The sequence below is a fragment of the Micromonospora sp. MA102 genome, assembly GCF_025460765.1.
GTDB lineage: Bacteria > Actinomycetota > Actinomycetes > Mycobacteriales > Micromonosporaceae > Micromonospora > Micromonospora halotolerans.
This window is the reverse complement of sequence record NZ_JAMWEG010000009.1, coordinates 228,413-245,340: the sequence shown is the minus strand read 5'-3', so window position 1 is coordinate 245,340 and position 16,928 is coordinate 228,413. Positions and strand designations below refer to the sequence as shown.

The 16,928-nt window shown below is 72.7% G+C and carries 15 protein-coding genes; 13 read left to right on the top strand and 2 right to left on the bottom strand.

Going from position 1 to position 16,928, the window contains the following annotated elements; all coding sequences use genetic code 11:
* Positions 1 to 64 precede the first annotated feature (64 nt).
* Both NFX44_RS20185 and NFX44_RS20180 read left to right on the top strand, forming a co-directional pair.
* Positions 65 to 1,108, top strand: a complete 1,044-nt coding sequence (locus NFX44_RS20185; RefSeq protein WP_262285107.1) for a glycoside hydrolase family 26 protein — start codon at positions 65 to 67, stop codon at positions 1,106 to 1,108.
* 219 nt (positions 1,109 to 1,327) lie between these two features.
* Entirely contained in the window at positions 1,328 to 4,399 is a 3,072-nt protein-coding gene (locus NFX44_RS20180; protein WP_262285106.1) for a malectin, read from the top strand.
* Between the two features lie 68 nt (positions 4,400 to 4,467).
* On the opposite strand, the gene NFX44_RS20175 is transcribed toward NFX44_RS20180, so the two are convergent.
* Positions 4,468 to 4,860: a cyclic nucleotide-binding/CBS domain-containing protein gene (locus NFX44_RS20175; protein WP_148429006.1), complete on the bottom strand. Its 393-nt coding sequence runs from the start codon at positions 4,858 to 4,860 to the stop codon at positions 4,468 to 4,470.
* Positions 4,861 to 4,974: 114 nt separating this feature from the next.
* Here NFX44_RS20175 and NFX44_RS20170 point away from each other — a divergent pair, with 114 nt between their 5' ends.
* The 5 genes from NFX44_RS20170 (at position 4,975) to NFX44_RS20150 (ending at position 8,788) form a co-directional block, all read left to right on the top strand.
* Positions 4,975 to 5,424, top strand: a complete 450-nt coding sequence (locus tag NFX44_RS20170; protein ID WP_262285105.1) for an NUDIX domain-containing protein — start codon at positions 4,975 to 4,977, stop codon at positions 5,422 to 5,424.
* A complete protein-coding gene (locus NFX44_RS20165; protein ID WP_262285104.1) occupies positions 5,421 to 6,230 on the top strand; it encodes a hypothetical protein in 810 nt (269 codons plus the stop codon). The genes NFX44_RS20170 and NFX44_RS20165 overlap by 4 nt, the downstream gene beginning before the upstream one ends.
* Positions 6,231 to 6,301: 71 nt before the next feature.
* On the top strand, positions 6,302 to 7,033 hold the full coding sequence (locus NFX44_RS20160; RefSeq protein WP_262285103.1) for a phosphocholine cytidylyltransferase family protein: 732 nt from the start codon (positions 6,302 to 6,304) through the stop codon (positions 7,031 to 7,033).
* On the top strand, positions 7,021 to 8,088 hold the full coding sequence (locus NFX44_RS20155; protein ID WP_262285102.1) for an iron-containing alcohol dehydrogenase family protein: 1,068 nt from the start codon (positions 7,021 to 7,023) through the stop codon (positions 8,086 to 8,088). Before NFX44_RS20160 ends, NFX44_RS20155 begins: the two co-directional genes overlap by 13 nt.
* Positions 8,063 to 8,788, top strand: coding sequence for a CDP-alcohol phosphatidyltransferase family protein (locus tag NFX44_RS20150; RefSeq protein ID WP_262285101.1), 726 nt, complete (start codon positions 8,063 to 8,065; stop codon positions 8,786 to 8,788). Before NFX44_RS20155 ends, NFX44_RS20150 begins: the two co-directional genes overlap by 26 nt.
* A 26-nt stretch (positions 8,789 to 8,814) precedes the next feature.
* On the opposite strand, the gene NFX44_RS20145 is transcribed toward NFX44_RS20150, so the two are convergent.
* Positions 8,815 to 10,080: a glycosyltransferase gene (locus NFX44_RS20145; protein WP_262285100.1), complete on the bottom strand. Its 1,266-nt coding sequence runs from the start codon at positions 10,078 to 10,080 to the stop codon at positions 8,815 to 8,817.
* Positions 10,081 to 10,104: 24 nt separating this feature from the next.
* Between NFX44_RS20145 and NFX44_RS20140 the strand changes: the two genes are divergently transcribed.
* The 6 genes from NFX44_RS20140 (at position 10,105) to NFX44_RS20115 (ending at position 16,828) form a co-directional block, all read left to right on the top strand.
* The gene (locus NFX44_RS20140; RefSeq protein ID WP_262285099.1) at positions 10,105 to 10,965 is read left to right on the top strand and encodes an Fpg/Nei family DNA glycosylase; all 861 of its coding nucleotides are present in this window, start codon (positions 10,105 to 10,107) and stop codon (positions 10,963 to 10,965) included.
* Positions 10,966 to 11,289: 324 nt separating this feature from the next.
* Positions 11,290 to 12,798, top strand: a complete 1,509-nt coding sequence (locus NFX44_RS20135) for a sugar transferase (RefSeq protein ID WP_262285098.1) — start codon at positions 11,290 to 11,292, stop codon at positions 12,796 to 12,798.
* A 33-nt stretch (positions 12,799 to 12,831) separates the two neighbouring features.
* Positions 12,832 to 14,070, top strand: coding sequence for an ROK family transcriptional regulator (locus NFX44_RS20130; protein WP_262285097.1), 1,239 nt, complete (start codon positions 12,832 to 12,834; stop codon positions 14,068 to 14,070).
* A 27-nt stretch (positions 14,071 to 14,097) separates the two neighbouring features.
* Positions 14,098 to 15,321, top strand: coding sequence for a sensor histidine kinase (locus NFX44_RS20125; protein WP_262285096.1), 1,224 nt, complete (start codon positions 14,098 to 14,100; stop codon positions 15,319 to 15,321).
* Positions 15,318 to 16,082, top strand: a complete 765-nt coding sequence (locus NFX44_RS20120) for a LytTR family DNA-binding domain-containing protein (protein WP_262285095.1) — start codon at positions 15,318 to 15,320, stop codon at positions 16,080 to 16,082. The genes NFX44_RS20125 and NFX44_RS20120 overlap by 4 nt, the downstream gene beginning before the upstream one ends.
* Positions 16,083 to 16,165: 83 nt before the next feature.
* On the top strand, positions 16,166 to 16,828 hold the full coding sequence (locus tag NFX44_RS20115; protein WP_262285094.1) for a DUF5701 family protein: 663 nt from the start codon (positions 16,166 to 16,168) through the stop codon (positions 16,826 to 16,828).
* The last annotated feature ends 100 nt before the right edge of the window (positions 16,829 to 16,928 follow it).

Genomic DNA, 16,928 nt, shown 5'->3' with positions numbered 1-16,928 from the left:
CGGCCCGACACGACTTCGATCACCGGCACGGCCGGTGGCATTAGCACGGGGAGGCTAGGAAATCATGAAGAGGGCCCACAGCGCGGTGGCACTCCTGATGGGATCGGTACTCGCCCTGACGGCCTGCCAGCGGGAGGCACCCGCGCCCCTCACACCGGCCCCGGCGGGCAGCGCGACCGCGCCCGTCAAGCCCCGATCGGTGAACGGCCTGGAGACCACGGGGCGGGGCCCGGAGATGCCGGCGCGGGGTGCCTGGCTCGGCGCGTGGGTCAAGCCGGACTGGCAGACGCCCGACGGCCGGGTCAACGCCCTGGCCGCCTTCGGCGAGCAGACCGGCGGCAAGGTCACCCTGGCCCACATGTTCCACGAGTGGGAGGACGAGTTCCCCGGCCCGACCGAGAACGCGCTCCAGGCCGCCGGGATGCTGCAGATGATCTCCTGGTCCGGTGCCGACACCCGGTCGATCACGGACGGCGTGTACGACCAGCTGATCCGGCAGCGCGCCAAGGGGATCAAGGACTTCGGGGTGCCGGTGCTGCTGCGCTGGCGGTGGGAGATGGACCGGCCCAACCTGCGCCAGAGCGTCCGTTCGCCCGAGGACTACGTCGCCGCGTGGAAGCACATCCGGGCCATCTTCACCGAGGTGGGTGCGACGAACGCCGCCTGGGTCTGGTGCCCGCACGTGCTCGGCTTCGTGGATTCCGACCGGAACGCCGCCGCCTACTATCCCGGCGACGACCAGGTCGACTGGCTGTGCACGGACGTCTACCCGGGCAAGGAGTACGACGGCTTCGCCGAGCAGATGGACACGTTCATGGCCTTCGCCCGGGAGCGGCCCCGGCCGGTGCTGATCGGCGAGTTCGGCGTCACCCACGATGGAGCGCCGGGCCAGCGCGCGGCGTGGCTGCGGGAGGCGCGCACCTACGTGAAGCGGCACCCGCAGATCAAGGCGGTGGTGTACTTCTCGGCCAAGCAGACCAAGGGGGCCGAGTACGACAGCACCTTCGACGACGACCCGGATGGCCTGGCCGCGTACCGCGAGCTGGCCGGGGACCCGTACTTCTCGGCGCCCGCGCCGGCGGCCACTCCGGGGGGCCCGGTGAGTTGACCTCCACCGTTCGTGTGGTCGGTTCACCTCTCCCGGTATCCGTCACGTCATGTGGACGGGTATAAAGGTCATCCGGGGTGGACGCCATAGCTGAAATGCGGAAGTGTGTGCCCATCACGCGTCAACCGGCCGTGCGCCCCCGATCGGCAACCCTCAGCACCACATGCCCGATCGGCAGGGCCGGCCACCTCATTCTCCGTCACTCCCTCGGAGCTGCCCGTGCTTAATCATCCAGGGATCACGCGCCGATCCTTCGCGCTGGTCACCGCCGCCTTTCTCGGCGTTGGCGGCGTGCTGTCGGCGAGCCCCGCGCTCGCCGCACCGGGCCACGACACCGTGGTCAGCAGCGACACTTCCAGCAACACGCCGAACATCATGGACGGCACGGTCTTCGCCATCCACGACGCCGGCAGCAAGGTGATCGCGGGTGGGTCCTTCACCCAGGTGCGCAACCGGAACAAGTCAACCGACATCGACCGCAACAGGCTGCTGGCCTTCGACAAGGCCACCGGCACTGTCGACGAGGCGTTCGCGCCCGTGCTCGACGGCGACGTCCTGGCGATCATCGCCGGCCCCACTGCCGGGACGGTCTACATCGCTGGTGACTTCAACACCGTCAACGGGGTCAACCGCCGGAAGCTGGCGCTGCTCAACGTCGCCGACGGCTCGCTGGTCACCACCTTCAAGGGGCCGGCCTTCAACGGCCTGGTCAACGACATCGCCAAGGTCGGCGACCGGCTGCTGGTGGGCGGCATCTTCAGCAAGATCGGCACCGACGTCGTCCGCAACGGGGTGGCGTCGATCAATGCCAACACCGGCGCGCTGGACGACTACCTGACCGTCGCCCTGACCGAGAACCACAACTGGACCCCGGGCAGCACCGGTGTCGCCAAGGCCGGTGTGGGAGCTGAGAAGCTCGCCGTGTCGCCGGACGAGAAGCAGCTGGTCATCATCGGCAACTTCAAGAAGGCCAACGGCGTCGTCCACGACCAGATCGTCCGGATCAACCTGGGCGACAGCGCGGCCACCATCGCGGACTGGAACACCGACAGCTACTCGGGAGCCTGCAAGTACAGCGCGTTCGACTCGTGGGTCCGCGATGTGCAGTTCGCCCCGAGCGGCAAGTACTTCGTCGTGGTGACCACCGGCGCGTCCTACCCGGGGACGCTCTGCGACTCCGCGGCCCGCTGGGAGACCGCCGCCACCGGTGACGGGCAGAAGCCCACCTGGACCAACTTCAGCGGCGGCGACACCTTCCTCTCCACCGGCATCAGCGAGGAGGCCGTCTACGTCGGCGGCCACTTCCGCTGGGCGAACAACCCGCTCGCCCGCGACCAGGCGGGTCCCGGCGCGGTGCCGCGGCCCAGCATCGCGGCCCTCGACCCGGCCAGCGGCCTGCCGCTGGCCTGGAACCCGGGCCGCAACCCGCGCGGCTACGGCGTGACCGAGATGCTGGTGACCCAGGAGGGCCTCTGGATCGGCAGCGACCAGGACTACATCGGCGACCGCGAGTTCCTCCGGAAGAAGATCGCCTTCTTCCCCCTGGACGGCGGCAACGCGCCGCACTCCACCAGCACGAAGGGCCTGCCCGGCAACGTCTACCAGGCCGGCCGCGCGGCGCAGACCGAGGTCCTCTACCGGGTCAACGCCGGCGGTCCGGCCATCCCGGCGACCGACGGCGGCCCCGACTGGGCCGGCGACAGCGCCACCGCGCCCAGCCCCCAGCACAACGCCGGCAGCAGCGTCTCGACGTACACCACCAACGCGACGTTCGACGCCACGGTGCCGGCGAGCACCCCCGCGACGCTGTTCAACACCGAGCGCTGGGACGAGGCGACCGCCCCGGACATGCAGTGGGACATCCCGGTCGCGGCCGGCACCCGCATCGACGTGCGCCTCTACCTGGCCAACCGCTACGCCCGGACGGGCGTGGTCGGCAAGCGCAAGTTCGACGTCAGCATCGACGGCGTGCTCAAGCTGAACGACTTCGACCCGGTGGCCGCCGCCGGCGGCACCGACCGCGGCACCATGCGGTCCTTCTCGACGGTCAGTGACGGCGTGGTCGACGTCGACTTCGGCCGGGTGCTGGAGAACCCGCTCATCCAGGGCATCGAGATCGTGAAGACCGCACCGACCCCGGACGCGGCCGACGTCCTCTACCGGGTCAACGCGGGTGGCGACCAGCTGGCCGCGCCGAGCGGCCCGGCCTGGGCCACCGACAGCCTCACCGTGCCGAGCGCCTACCACAACGCCGGCAGCACCGTCACGACCTACACCACGAACGCGACGCTGGACGCCACCGTGCCGGCCGGCACCCCGGTCGCCCTGTTCAACAGCGAGCGCTGGGACCAGTCCACCACGCCGGACATGCAGTGGGACTTCCCCGTCCCGGCGGGCACCCCGGTGCAGGTCCGGCTCTACCTGGCCAACCGGTACGCCGGCACGGCCACGGCCGGCAAGCGCAAGTTCGACGTCAGCATCGACGGCGTGCTCAAGCTGAACGACTTCGACCCGATCGCCTCCATCGGCGCCACCAACAAGGGCACCATGCGGGCCTTCGCGGTCACCAGCGACGGCAACATCGACGTCGACTTCGGCCGCGTGCTGGAGAACCCGCTGGTGCAGGGCATCGAGATCGTCAAGCTCCCGCCGGTGCCGCCGGCCACCACGGTGGACAGCATCACCAAGCGGTCGTACGACGGCGCCACCGCGGTGGGCAACGCGACCACGGTGGCGAACTCGGACAGCACCCGGTGGTCCACGGTGAAGGGTGCCTTCTGGGTCGGCGGTGACCTGTTCTACGGGGTCAACGGCGATCTCTACAAGCGCTCCTTCGACGGCGAGGCGTTCGGTACCCCGAAGAAGCTCGACCCGTACCACGACGCCAAGTGGGACCTCGTCCTCACCGGCTCCGCGCCGGAAGGCCAGACCTACGCGGGCAAGACGGTCAACTTCTCCGCGGAGCTGCCGAACGTGACCGCCATGTTCTACTCCGGCGGCCGCCTCTACTACACGCTGGCCGGCCAGAGCACCCTGTTCTGGCGCGGGTTCGCGCCCGACACCGGCGTCGTCGGTGCCGAGCGGGCCACGGTCACCGGCACCACGGCGTTCGCCGACGCGAACGGCATGTTCCTGGACGGCGACACCCTGTACGTCGTCTCCCGCACCACCGGCAACCTCTCCTCGATGGCGTGGTCGGACGGCGCGCCGACCGGCTCCGCCACCGTGCGCAGCGGCCCGGGCGTCGACAACGTGGACTGGCGGGGCACCGCCGTCTTCGTCGGCCCCTGACCCGAGGCGGTACGACACGACGATGGCCCGGCCGGTATCGGCCGGGCCATCGCCCTTTCCACAGTTGTTCAGACGCGGGGAGCGGTGTGCTCCCGCGCCCAGACGCGCATCAGGTCGCGTACCGAGATCACCCCGGCGACCTCCCGGCCGTCGAGCACCACGAGGTGCCGGAACCCGCCCCGGGCCATGGCGGCGGCCGCCTCCTCCACCGTCCAGTCCGGGCCCGCGTAGACCACGTCCCAGGTCAGGTGCGCCCCGGTGCGTTCGACGTCGGGGTCGAGCCCGGCCCCGATGGCGTTGAGCACGTCGCGTTCGGTCATGATCCCGACCCCCTCGGAGTCCGGGTCGATCACGACCGCCGACCCGACCCGGCGGGCCGACATCATCCGGGCCGCCTGGCGGAGCGTGTGCTCCGGGCCGACCACGAGAATTTCGCTGGACATCGCTTCGCGTACCTGCATCACGCATCACCCCTGTGGGACGGCGGCCTCGGTACGGACATGGTGGGCCATCGATGCGGAACGGGACAAGACCGGGCATCGCCACGAACGGCGAAGAATCGCTACTGTCGTGAGGTGCCCACCGAGCCCCTCCACTGCGCCGGCGCGCTGATCGTGGACGACGACGGCCGCATCTTCATCCAGCGCCGGTCCCCCGAGCGGCGCCTCTTCCCCAACTGCTGGGACATCGTCGGCGGCCACCTCGAACCGGGCGAGGAGGTGCAGGACGCGCTGCGCCGGGAGGTCACCGAGGAGACCGGTTGGACCGTCTCGCACGTGCTCGGCCAGGTCGGCGAATACCGCTACACGGGCGACGACGGGCTGACCCGCGTGGAGACCGACTTCCTGATCCGGGTGGACGGCGATCTGAGCCGGCCCCGGCTGGAGGAGGGCAAGCACACCGAGTTCCGCTGGCTGGCGGAGCAGGACGTCGACCTGCTCGACGAGCACCGCGACGTCAACGACGGGCTGATCCGGCGGATCGCCGAGAACGGCTTCGCGGCCCTGCGTTCGATCGGACTGTGAGGGAGACCGTCCCCGGTCGCGGCGCGGCACCACCTCCGGCACGGGGAGCCGGGTCACCCGACGGCGTCGAGCTGCCGCCGCACCGGTTCGCCGGGCTGGTCGCACCGGCCGTCGACCGGACCTTCGTCGCCGGCATGCTCGCCGGTCGCGACGGCGGCGGCGCCGAGCTGAGTTCCCGGTACGGCGGTCCGGCCGCCACCGGTGCCCTGGTGGAGTTCCGCACCCGCCTCGCCGCGCCGGGCGGCACGATCGACGCGGCGGGCTTCGCGGCGGTGACCCGCTACCGGGACCCGGCCGCCGTCCGGCGGGCGCTGGACAAGCAGGTCGCGTACGGGATGATCCAGCGCTTCCCGGACGGCGGCTTCTGCGCCACCGAGCGCGGGCTGGCCTTCCTGGCGGAGCTGTTCGGCGTGCACGCCGAAGTGACCGAGGAACTGTGGGCCGGGCACGACGAGCGGGTGGAGCGGCTCGTCCCGGCGCTGGGCCGGGTGCTGGCGCACGCGATCGGGTCGGCCAGGCCCGGCGCCTTCGCGACCATGGCCCCGCCGCACGAGCCGGACGGCACCCCGCCCGGCGTGCTGCTGCTCAACCGGCTGGGCACCCTGCGCTACCACCGTGCGGACGCGCACGCGGCGGCGTGGACCGCCGCGGGGCACACCGCGGCGACCGTCGCCGCGCTGCCCGCGGGGCCGGAGCGGCTGGCCATCGAGCAGGAGACGGACCGCCGGGCGGCCGGCCCGTGGGCGGTGCTCGCCGCCGAGGAGCGGCTGGAGCTGCTGGCCGACCTGGCCGCCCTGCCGGGCTGAACCACGGCCCGCGGGGGCGCGACGATATCCTCCACCGAGTGGAGCGGAGTCGAGATGAGGATGGTGCCGGCATGATCGGGATGGTGCTCGCCGCCGGTGCGGGGCGCCGGCTGCGCCCGTACACCGACACCCTGCCCAAGGCCCTGGTGCCGGTCGACGGGGAGATCACCATCCTCGACATCGCGCTGCGCAACCTCGCCGAGGTCGGGCTGACCGAGGTCGTGATCGTGGTCGGCTACGCGGCGGACGCGGTCCGGCAGCGGCAGGCCGCGCTGGAGGAGAAGTACGGCGTCACGATCACCCTGGTGCACAACGACAAGGCCGAGGAGTGGAACAACGCGTACTCGCTCTGGCTGGCCCGGGAGTACTTCTCCCGGGGGGTGCTGCTGGTCAACGGCGACACCGTGCACCCGGTGAGCGTGGAGAAGACGCTGCTGGCCGAGCGCGGGCCCGGCATCCTGCTGGCCGTCGACAACATCAAGGCGCTGGCCGAGGAGGAGATGAAGACCACCTTCGACGCGGCCGGCCAGCTCACCCGGATCACCAAGCTGATGGACCCGGGTGAGGCGTTCGGGGAGTACATCGGCGCGACGCTGATCGAGCCGCAGGTGGCCGGCGCGCTCGCCGACGCCCTGGAGGCGACCTGGCGGCGCGACCCGAACCTCTACTACGAGGACGGCTACCAGGAGTTCGCCGACCGGGGCGGCGAGGTGCGGGCCGCGCCGATCGGCGACGTCTCCTGGGTCGAGGTCGACAACCACGCCGACCTGGCCCGGGCGCGGGAGATCGCGTGCCGCTACTAGCCCGGAGCGTGCTGACCCCGCTCCACATCGACGTGCGGCGGGGCGCGGTGGCCGACCTGGCAGCGATCCTCGCCGACGGCCGCATCTCCTCCGGGGGTGACGTGGCGGTCGTGGTCGGTCCGGGGCAGGGCGAGAAGGTCGCCGACCTGCTCCGCCCGTCGCTGCGGTCGGCCGACGTGTTCACCGTCGCCGGGGGCAGTCTGGACGCCGCCGACGACCTCGGCGGGAAGCTCCGCGCCCGGTCGTACGACGCGGTGGTCGGGATCGGCGGCGGCAAGACCATCGACGTGGCCAAGTACGCGGCGACCCGCCGGGGCCTGCCGATGGTCTCCCTGGCGACCAGCCTCGCCAACGACGGGATCGCCTCCCCGGTGGCGAGCCTCATCACCGATGGGATCAAGGGCTCCTACGGGGTACACATCCCGATCGCCGTGGTCGTGGACCTGGACTTCGTGGAGAGCGGCCCGGAACGGCACAACCGGGCCGGCATCGGTGACGTGATCAGCAACATCAGCGCCCTGGCCGACTGGGAGCTGGCCCGGAAGGTACGCGGCGAGTCGTTCGACGGACTGGCCGCGTCGCTCTCCCGGGCGGGCGCGGAGGCCGTGCTCAACCACCCGGGCGACATGAGCGACGACGCCTTCGTCACCGTGCTGGCCGAGGCGCTGATCTCCAGCGGCCTGGCCATGGCCATCGAGGGCACCAGCCGGCCGGCCAGCGGCGGCTGCCACGAGATCATGCACGCGGTGGACTCGCTCTACCCGGGCACGGCCTCGCACGGCGAGCTGGCCGGGCTGGGCGCCCTGTTCTGCACCTTCCTCCGCGGCGACGAGCGGCGGCTCACCGAGATGTCGGCCTGCCTGGCCCGGCACGGCCTGCCCCGGCTGCCCGCCGACGTGGGCCTGTCCGACGAGCAGTTCGTGGAGGCGGTGCAGTTCGCGCCGGCCACCCGGCCGGACCGCTACACCATCCTCGAACACCTGGCGATGTCGCCTACCGAGACGCGGGAGCGGCTGGCAGACTACGCCGGTGCACTCCGCGACCGCCTTGGCTGAGCCGTCCCGCCCCTCCGTCGCCGACTTCCACCGGGTCAACCGTGGCGGCGGCCTGTTCAGCGAGTCGATCAGCCAGTGGATCGGCGCGGTGTTCGCGCTGGTCGCGCAGCGCCTGGGATTGCGCCCGACCGCGCTGACCCTCACCAACCTGGTGCTCGGCCTGGCCGCCTCGGTCACCGTGGTCGCGCTCGCCGACGACGTGGCGGCGGGCTCCGTCCCGGCCTGGGCCGTCGGGCTGGTCGCCCTGGTCGCCTGGCAGATCGCGTACGCGCTGGACTGCGCGGACGGCCAGCTCGCCCGGGTCACGAAGCAGAACAACCCGGCCGGCGCCCGGGTCGACGTGCTCTGCGACGTGGCCGCCCAGATCGCCCTGGTGACCGCGCTCGGGGCGACCGCCGTGGCGCAGCGCCCCTCGACGCCCACCTGGCTGGTGGCGGTCTTCGCGGGCACCTGGATGGTCAACCTGGTCACCTCGGTGATGCAGGCCGGCCCGAACGCGGCGAGCATGGTCACCTCGACCTCGCTCCCGGTCCGCCTGGCGAAGCTGGTCCGCGACTACGGCGCGGTGATCTTCCTGGCCGGCCTGGTCCTGACCGTGGCCCCCGCCCTGACCGTCTGGGTGATCGTCGCCTTCACGATCGTCAACGGCGGCTTCCTCCTGGCCAGCATCGCCTTCTCAGCCCGAGCCTCCCTCCGCTGACCCACCCCACCCCCGCACCGGGTGGGTCAGCGGCGGGTGGTGCTGGAGAGGTCGGCGTAGATGTCGATGAGGCGCTTCGTCACCACGTCGGGGTGGAAGGTGCGCTCGTAACGGGTGCGGGCGGCCGGGGCGAGCGTCGGCGCGCCGGCCCGGGCCAGGGGGAGGGCGGCGGCCAGTGCCTCCGGGTCGGGCGCGACCACCCAGCCGGCCTCGCCGCGCTGCACTCCGGTGGGCAGGGAGACGTGCCCGTCGCCGGGCGTCGAGGTGGCCACCTCGGCCGGGCCGGTGCCCGCGGGCTCGCGGGGGGCGTCCGCGCCGACCAGGTAGGGGATGCCGCCCAGCGCGGTGCCGAGCACCGGCCGGCCGCTGGCCAGCGCCTCGATGATCACCGTGGGCAGCACGTCGTGCCAGGTGGAGGTGGCCAGCACCACGGCGCTGTCGGTCAGCGCGGCGCGTACCCCGGTCCGGTCGAGCTGGCCCAGGTAGACCACGTCGGGCCGCTCGGCGGCGGCCGCCTCGACCAGGGGGCGCAGCTCGCCGTCGCCGGCGATCCGCAGCGGGCCCAGCGACCCCACGGGGTGCCGCCGCCAGGCGTTGAGCAGCAGGTCGAGGCCCTTCTCCGGGCTCAGCCGGCCCATGAAGAGGAAACCGTCCCCGGGCGGCGCAGGTGTCCCCGGGTCGGGCACCGCGTTGGGCTTGACCACGATCCGCTCGTCCGGGATGCCGTAGTCGCGCAGGTGGTCGGCGACGGCGGTGGTGAGCGCGATGTACCGGTCCACCGACTTCCAGGTCGGGCGGTGCACGGCGAGCGTGGTGGCCATCAGGGCGCTCTGCGCCCGGGAGCCCCGGTAGCAGCGGTGCACGATCGCCGGCACCCCCAGCGCGCGGCCCCGGCAGTCCTGGCAGATCACGCCGTCCCGGAAGTAGAGCCCGGAGGAGCAGACCTGGCGGTAGTTGTGCACGGTCTGCACCACCGGCACGCCGCGCTTGTGCGCGGTCCGCACCACCCAGGGCGAGAGCAGCGGGTACGGGTTGTGCAGGTGCAGCACGTCCGGACGGTGCTCGGCGAGCAGGCGGTCGAGGTCGTGCTGGGCCTTCGGGGCCCAGATCGGCGAGATCGGCAGCAGCGCCTTGGCCGGTTTCGACATCGCGGGGATCTCGTCGGAGCTGCGCAGGAACGGCAGCACCTCCACCCCGGCCGCGGTCAGCTGGGCGATCTCCGCGTCGACGATGGTGTTCTCGCCGGAAGGCTGGGCTTCCCGGTACCGGTTGTGCGCCACCACGATTCTCACGGGAAAGAAGGCTACCGTTGTACGGTGCCTGAACTACCGGAGGTGGAAGCGCTCGCCGGCTACCTGCGCGAGCGGGCGGTCGGCCGGCGGGTCGAGCGGTTCGAGGTCGCCGCGATCAACGCGCTGAAGACGTACGACCCGCCGCCGAGCGCGGTCGCCGGCCGGGCGGTGGTCGGCGCGGGCCGGTACGGCAAGTTCCTGGACGTCCGGTTCGACGAGGGCCTGCACCTGGTGGTCCACCTGGCCCGGGCGGGCTGGCTGCACTACCGGGAGGCGTTCCCGTCGACCGCCCCGCTGCGCCCCGGCAAGGGCCCGATCGCCCTGCGGGTACGTCTCGACGACGGCTCCGGCTTCGACCTGACGGAGGCGGGCACGCAGAAGAAGCTGGCCGCGTACCTGGTGACCGACCCGGCCCTGGTGCCGGGGGTGGGCAAGCTGGGCCCGGACGCCCTGGAGGCCGACCTGGCCACCTTCGGCGCCCGGCTGCGCGGGCGGCGGGGGCAGGTCAAGGGGGTGCTGACCGACCAGTCGGTGCTCGCGGGGATCGGCAACGCGTACTCCGACGAGATTCTGCACGCGGCGAAGCTCTCCCCGTTCGCGATCACCGACCGGCTGACCGACGACCAGCTCGCCACGCTGCACGCGGCGACCCGCGCGGTGCTCGGTGACGCGGTCCGGCGCTCGATGGGGCAACGGGCCGCGGAGCTGAAGGGCGAGAAGCGCTCCGGGCTCAAGGTCCACGCCCGGAAGGGGCTGCCGTGCCCGGTCTGCGGCGACCTCGTGCGAGAGGTCTCGTTCGCCGATTCGAGCCTGCAATACTGTCCCACCTGTCAGACCGGCGGCAAGCCGCTGGCTGACCGACGGTTGTCCCGGCTCGTACGGTGAGTAACGGCACTCCTCGGTTACGGAGAGGAATCGTCCGCGGATCGCCGAAGGTCCCACTCCGCACCTCTACCGGGGCCGCCATCCATCGGTATAGTGGCTCGGTCCCCGGCTTCACAACCGACTCGGAGCCGGCCAGATCCTCGCGAGCATCATCGGACGGCTTCCCCTCCGGGGGCGGTCCGGGCCGGGCCCGCGTGGGAGACTGGGACGGTGGGCGACCCGGGCCCTCACGGCGAGTGAGGGCGCGAGTCATGCGGGAGGACATGGGTTGAGGTGACGACAAGCCTCCAGCGCCCGGTAACCAACACAGGCCGGAGCGAGAGCGTGCGGCACGTCGACAGCTTCGAGATCCAGCCGCCGACTCCGCCGTCGCACAACGGCGTACCCCGGTTGGCGTGGGCTCGCGCCCGCCGCCGGGTGTCCCGCTGGCACCGGCCCTACATCGCGATCCTCCTGCTGCTCGACTTCGGCGCGGCGGCCCTGGCCAGCTACCTGGCCATCCAGATCTTCGAGCAGGCCGACTCGGGCTTCCGGCACGCGCCCCAGTCGTGGTTCTACACCGTCGCGTTCCTGCTGCTGCCGCTCGGCTGGCTGCTCATCCTGTGGGGCAACCGGGCCTACGACCGGCGCTATCTCGGCCTCGGGCCCGACGAGTTCAAGCGGGTGACCCGGGCCGGCGTGGCGGTGGCCGCCACCGTCTCGTTCATCGCCTTCGCGACCAAGACCTACTCGCTGTCCCGGTGGACGGTCGGCTTCGCCCTGCTCGGCGCCATGCTGCTGATCCTGCTGGGCCGGATGATCGCCCGGATGACGCTGCACGCCGTCCGCCGCCGGGTCGGCCACGCCGGGCACCGGATGGTGCTGGTCGGCACCCTGCCGGAGTGCCTGGAGGTCTTCACCGCGGTCACCCGCAACCCGGGGGCCGGCCTGGTCCCGGTGGCCATCCACCTGACCGACGGGTACGCCGCCGCCCGGGGCATCGAGACGCCGGTGCCGGTCTACGCCGGCCGGGACGTGCTCGCGCTGGTGCGGGAGGTCGGCGGCGACACCATCGCGGTCTGCGGCTCGGCCAGCGCCGAGCCGGGCGAGCTGCGCCGGATGGCCTGGCAGCTGGAGGGCTCCGGCGTCGACCTGGTGGTCGCGCCCCAGCTCACCGACATCGCCGGCCCGCGGGTGCACATCCGCCCGATCGAGGGCCTGCCGCTGCTGCACGTCGAGGAGCCGACCCTGTCCGGGCCGGCGCTGCTCGCCAAGAACCTGATGGACCGGGTCGCCGCCGGGCTGGGCCTGCTGCTGCTGGCTCCGCTCTTCGCCGCGATCGCAATCGCCATCCGGATCTCCGACCCCGGGCCGGTCTTCTTCCGGCAGCCCCGGGTCGGGCACGAGGGGCGGACCTTCCGGGTCTGGAAGTTCCGGACCATGTACGTCGACGCCGAGGAGCGGCTGGCCGGCCTGGTCGACCAGAACGAGACCGACGGCATGCTGTTCAAGATGAAGCAGGACCCCCGGGTCTTCCCGGTGGGCCGCTTCCTGCGCGCCTCCTCGCTCGACGAGCTGCCCCAGCTGATCAACGTGCTCTGGGGCGAGATGTCCCTGGTCGGCCCGCGTCCGCTTCCCGCGGACGACGGTGACTTCCTGGGCGACGTCCGGCGCCGGCTGCTGGTCCGTCCGGGCATGACCGGGCTGTGGCAGGTCTCCGGCCGCTCCGACCTCTCCTGGGACGAGGCGGTCCGGCTCGACCTCTACTACGTCGACAACTGGTCGCTGGCGTACGACCTGAGCATCCTGTGGCGGACCGTCGGGGTGGTGCTCGCCCGCAAGGGCGCCTACTAGGCGGAGCGGCCGGAGCGACCGACGCGGGAGGTCATGTTGCTCCAGGAGGAGATCCGCCGGCGCAACCTCGGCACCCTGCTCCGCCACGTCCACCTCGACGGGTCGGTCTCCCGCGCGGCGCTGGCCGAGCGGATGGGCTTGAACCGCAGCACCATCATGGCCCTGACCCTGGAGCTCACCGCCGCGGGACTGGTCCGCGAGGAGGCCCCGACGGACACCGGCCGCACGGGACGGCCGTCGCTGGTGGTGCGACCGGAGACCACCCGGGTGTACGTGCTGGCGTTCGACGTCGCCGTGGACTGGCTGACCGCCGCCCGCGTCGGGTTGGGCGGCGTCATCCTGGACCGCCGGTGGGCGGCCCGCCCCCGCGCCGGGGCCGACCTCGACCGGGTGGTCGAGGTCCTCGCCGGGTTCGGGCGCGAACTGCACGACGGGGCGCCGCCGGAGGCGGTGTGTGTCGGGGTCGGCGCCTCGTACTGCGGGATGATCCGGCCGGGCGACGGGATGGTCCGGTTCGGGCCGGACCTGGGTTGGGTGGACCAGGCGTTCGGTGCCGAGCTCGGCCACCGGCTGGGCCTGGCCCGTCCGGTGCCGGTGGGCAACGAGGCCCATCTCGGGGCGGTCGCCGAGCAGCGGCGCGGCGCGGGCCTCGGCTTCCAGAACATGATCTACCTACATGGCGACGTCGGCGTGGGTGGCGGGATCATCGTCGGCGGCAAGCTGCTCGACGGTGACGGCGGCTACGCCTGCGAGCTGGGGCACATGGTGGTCAACCCGCATGGCGGCCGGCCGTGCGGGTGCGGCTCCCACGGCTGCCTGGAGGCGGAGGTCGGCGAGCGGGCCCTGCTCGACGCCGCCGGGCGGCCGGCCGACCGGTCCGGACGCGACGCCCTGCGGGACGTGGTGACCGACGCCGGCCGCGGCGACCCGGCGGCCCTCGAGGCGCTGCACCGCATCGGGGACTGGCTCGGAGTCGGCGTGGCGAATCTGATCAACCTCTTCAACCCGGGCATCGTGATCTTCGGCGGGATGCTGCGCGACGTCTACCCCGGCGTGGCGGCGGACCAGGTCCGTACCCGCATCGCCGCCAACGTGCTGCCCGTGGCCAGGGAGCGGGTACGGCTGCGCACCTCGGCGCTGGGCGACGACGCCACCCTGGTCGGCGCCGCCGAGCTGGGCTTCTCGGCGCTGCTGGCGGATCCGCTGGGCGGTGCCGTCCCGGCGCTGCCACCCGCCGGTAGGCGTGCGGCGGACGACGGCGGGTTGGCGTAGCGGCCGGCACCGGCCAGGATCTGTGTCGTGGGTGGCAACCTCTCGGCCGTGTTCGGCGTCGTCTCGCTGGTCACCGCGCTGGCCGCGGCGCTGTGGGCGGTGCTGCGGCTGCGCGCCCGCCGGGGCATCGCCACGGCCACCCAGCGGGCCACCTACGAGGTCCTGCACACCGCCGGGCTCGCCGCCGAGCCGCTGCGGGGCGGTCTGAGCGCGGCGGGCGCGGCGAAGGCCGTACGCCATCTGCGGGCCCTGGTGGGCGCGGCCGGGCTGGCCCTGACCGACCGCGAGGTCCTGCTGGCCCTCGACGGGCACGGCGCGCATCACGGCGACCAGCTGCTCGCGGCGGCCCGGAGGGCGGTCGGCACCGGGCGCTCGACGGTGCTGCGCGAGTCGGAGCTGCACTGCGACCTGGTGGACTGCCCGGTCCGGGGCGCGGTGGTGGCCCCGCTGAGTGCGGACGGCCGGGTGGTCGGGGCGCTGGTGGCGGTGGCCGGCGAGCGGCCCGCCCCGGGCCTGGTGCAGGCGACCCTGGAAACCGCGCACTGGGCCGGCGACCAGCTCGCCCTGGCCGAGCTGGACTCCTCCCGGGAGCGCCTGGCCCGGGCCGAGGTGCGCGCGCTGCGCGCTCAGATCAGCCCGCACTTCATCTACAACGCGCTGACCGCGATCGGCTCGTTCGTCCGCACCGACCCGGAGCGGGCCCGCGAGCTGATCCTGGAGTTCGCCGAGTTCACCCGCTACTCGTTCCGGGCGCACGGGGAGTTCACCACGCTGGCCGAGGAGCTGCGCTCGATCGACCGCTACCTGACGATCGAGCGGGCCCGGTTCGGCGAGCGGCTCCAGGTGCGCCTCCAGATCGCCCCGGAGGTGCTGCCGGTGACGCTGCCGTTCCTCTGCCTCCAGCCGTTGGTCGAGAACGCGGTCCGGCACGGGTTGTCCCGCAAGCCGGGCACCGGCATGGTGAGCATCGAGGCCCGGGACGCGGGCGCCGAATGCCACATCACGGTGGAGGACGACGGGGTGGGGATGGATCCGACGACGCTGACCGCCGGCATCGCCGAGCTCGCGGGCGCCGACGGCGACCCGGGCGACGACCCGGGCCAGCACGTCGGCCTCTCGAACGTCGACGAGCGGCTCCGGTCGGCCTTCGGGGACCGGTTCGGCCTGGTCGTCGAGACCGGTCTGGGCTCGGGTACGAAGGTCAGCATGCGGGTGCCGAAGTTCCACCCCGGGGTACGGGCGACGTCATGAACACCGCGACCGGGTTTCTCCGCGTGCTGGCGGTCGACGACGAGCCGCCGGCCCTGGACGAGCTGGCGTACCACCTGCGGGCCGACCCGCGGGTGGCCCGGCTGCACACGGCGGGTGACGCGACCGAGGCGCTGCGGGTGCTGCGCGACGGCGACGTGGACGTGGTCTTCCTGGACATCCGGATGCCCGGGCTGGACGGCATGGAGCTGGCCCGGGTGCTGCGCCGGTTCGCCCGGCCGCCGGCGATCGTGTTCGTGACGGCGTACGACGACGGCGCGGTGGACGCCTTCGACCTGGGCGCCACGGACTACGTGCGCAAGCCGGTCCGCGCGGAGCGGCTGGCCGAGTCGCTGCGCCGGGTGATCGGTTCCCGGGTGGTGCCCTCGCACCCGGCGGCGCTGGCCCGGGCCGAGGAGGATCCGACCATCCCGATCGAGCTGGCCGGGACCACGCGGATGCTGCCCCGCTCGGCGGTGCGCTGGGTGGAGGCGCAGGGCGACTACGCCCGGCTGCACACCGCGGACGGTTCGCACCTGGTCCGGGTCTCGCTGGCCACCCTCGCCGAGCGCTGGGCCGACGCGGGGTTCGTCCGGGTGCACCGCTCCTACCTGGTGCAGCTCAAGCTGATCGCCGAGCTGCGGCTGGTCAACTCCGGCTACGTGGTGGTGATCGACGGGGCGGAGCTGCCGGTGAGCCGCCGGCACACCCGGGAGTTGAAGGACAAGCTGGTCCGCGCGGCCAAGCAGGACTGGAACCGCTGATTTCAGAAATTCTTCCGCCGGTCGGGAATACGCACCCGTTGTCGTACGCTGTACGGGACGCCGTACGACAGAGTGGAGGCTCCATGCCCGACAGCCGCTACGACGCCGCGACCGAATTCGACCGGCAACTCGACCGACTGGTGCAGCTCGACTACCCGGCCCTGGCCGGGCTGACCGAGCAGGCCTTCCGCGACCTGCTCACCCCGCTGCGCGCGGCGGCCGTCACCGGGGCCGGCGACCTGGCCGCGCCCACCGACGGGCGGGTGCCCTTCCTGCTGGTGACCACGCGCGAGCTGGTGCCCGTCCAGGAGCGCATCGCGCTGACCACGCTCGACGGGAAGCGGAAGCCCGGCATCCTCGACCGGAACTTCCCCGCCGACGACCTGCCGGCGTTCGACCCGATCAAGGAGCTGGAGGTGCCGCCCGGGCCCGCGTACCTGCTCTTCGACGTCGACCGGGGCGAGGAGTACCGCAACCTGCCGCCGTCCACCGCGCTGGCCCAGATGACCGAGCGGGGCCGGCTGCCGATCACGATCGACGAGGGCCTCGCCTTCGTCACCCTGCACCCGCCGGCGCTGGCCAGCAACCGATGCTTCTCGCTGGTCGGCTCCCGCTGCGGGGACAAGCGGGTGCCGGCGCTCTGGATCAGCCAGGGCGCGCCGAAGCTGGGCTGGTGCTGGTTCGGCAACCCGCACACCTGGCTGGGCTCGGCCACGGCCGACCCGGTCCGAGTCGGCCTGCCGTGATCGCACACCTACCTGCTCACCCTGACATGCCCTCCGTCGTCCACAACAAGGCGGCCGTCATCCACGGGGTTGTCCACAGGAGTGAAGCGTTGTCCACACG

Coding starts and splice junctions, on each gene's coding strand:
- NFX44_RS20160 (WP_262285103.1), top strand. CDS start 6,302: ATGATCGGGATGGTGCTCGCCGCCGGTGCGGGGCGCCGGCTGCGCCCG.
- NFX44_RS20120 (WP_262285095.1), top strand. CDS start 15,318: ATGAACACCGCGACCGGGTTTCTCCGCGTGCTGGCGGTCGACGACGAG.
- NFX44_RS20175 (WP_148429006.1), bottom strand. CDS start 4,860: ATGCAGGTACGCGAAGCGATGTCCAGCGAAATTCTCGTGGTCGGCCCG.
- NFX44_RS20185 (WP_262285107.1), top strand. CDS start 65: ATGAAGAGGGCCCACAGCGCGGTGGCACTCCTGATGGGATCGGTACTC.
- NFX44_RS20130 (WP_262285097.1), top strand. CDS start 12,832: ATGTTGCTCCAGGAGGAGATCCGCCGGCGCAACCTCGGCACCCTGCTC.
- NFX44_RS20115 (WP_262285094.1), top strand. CDS start 16,166: ATGCCCGACAGCCGCTACGACGCCGCGACCGAATTCGACCGGCAACTC.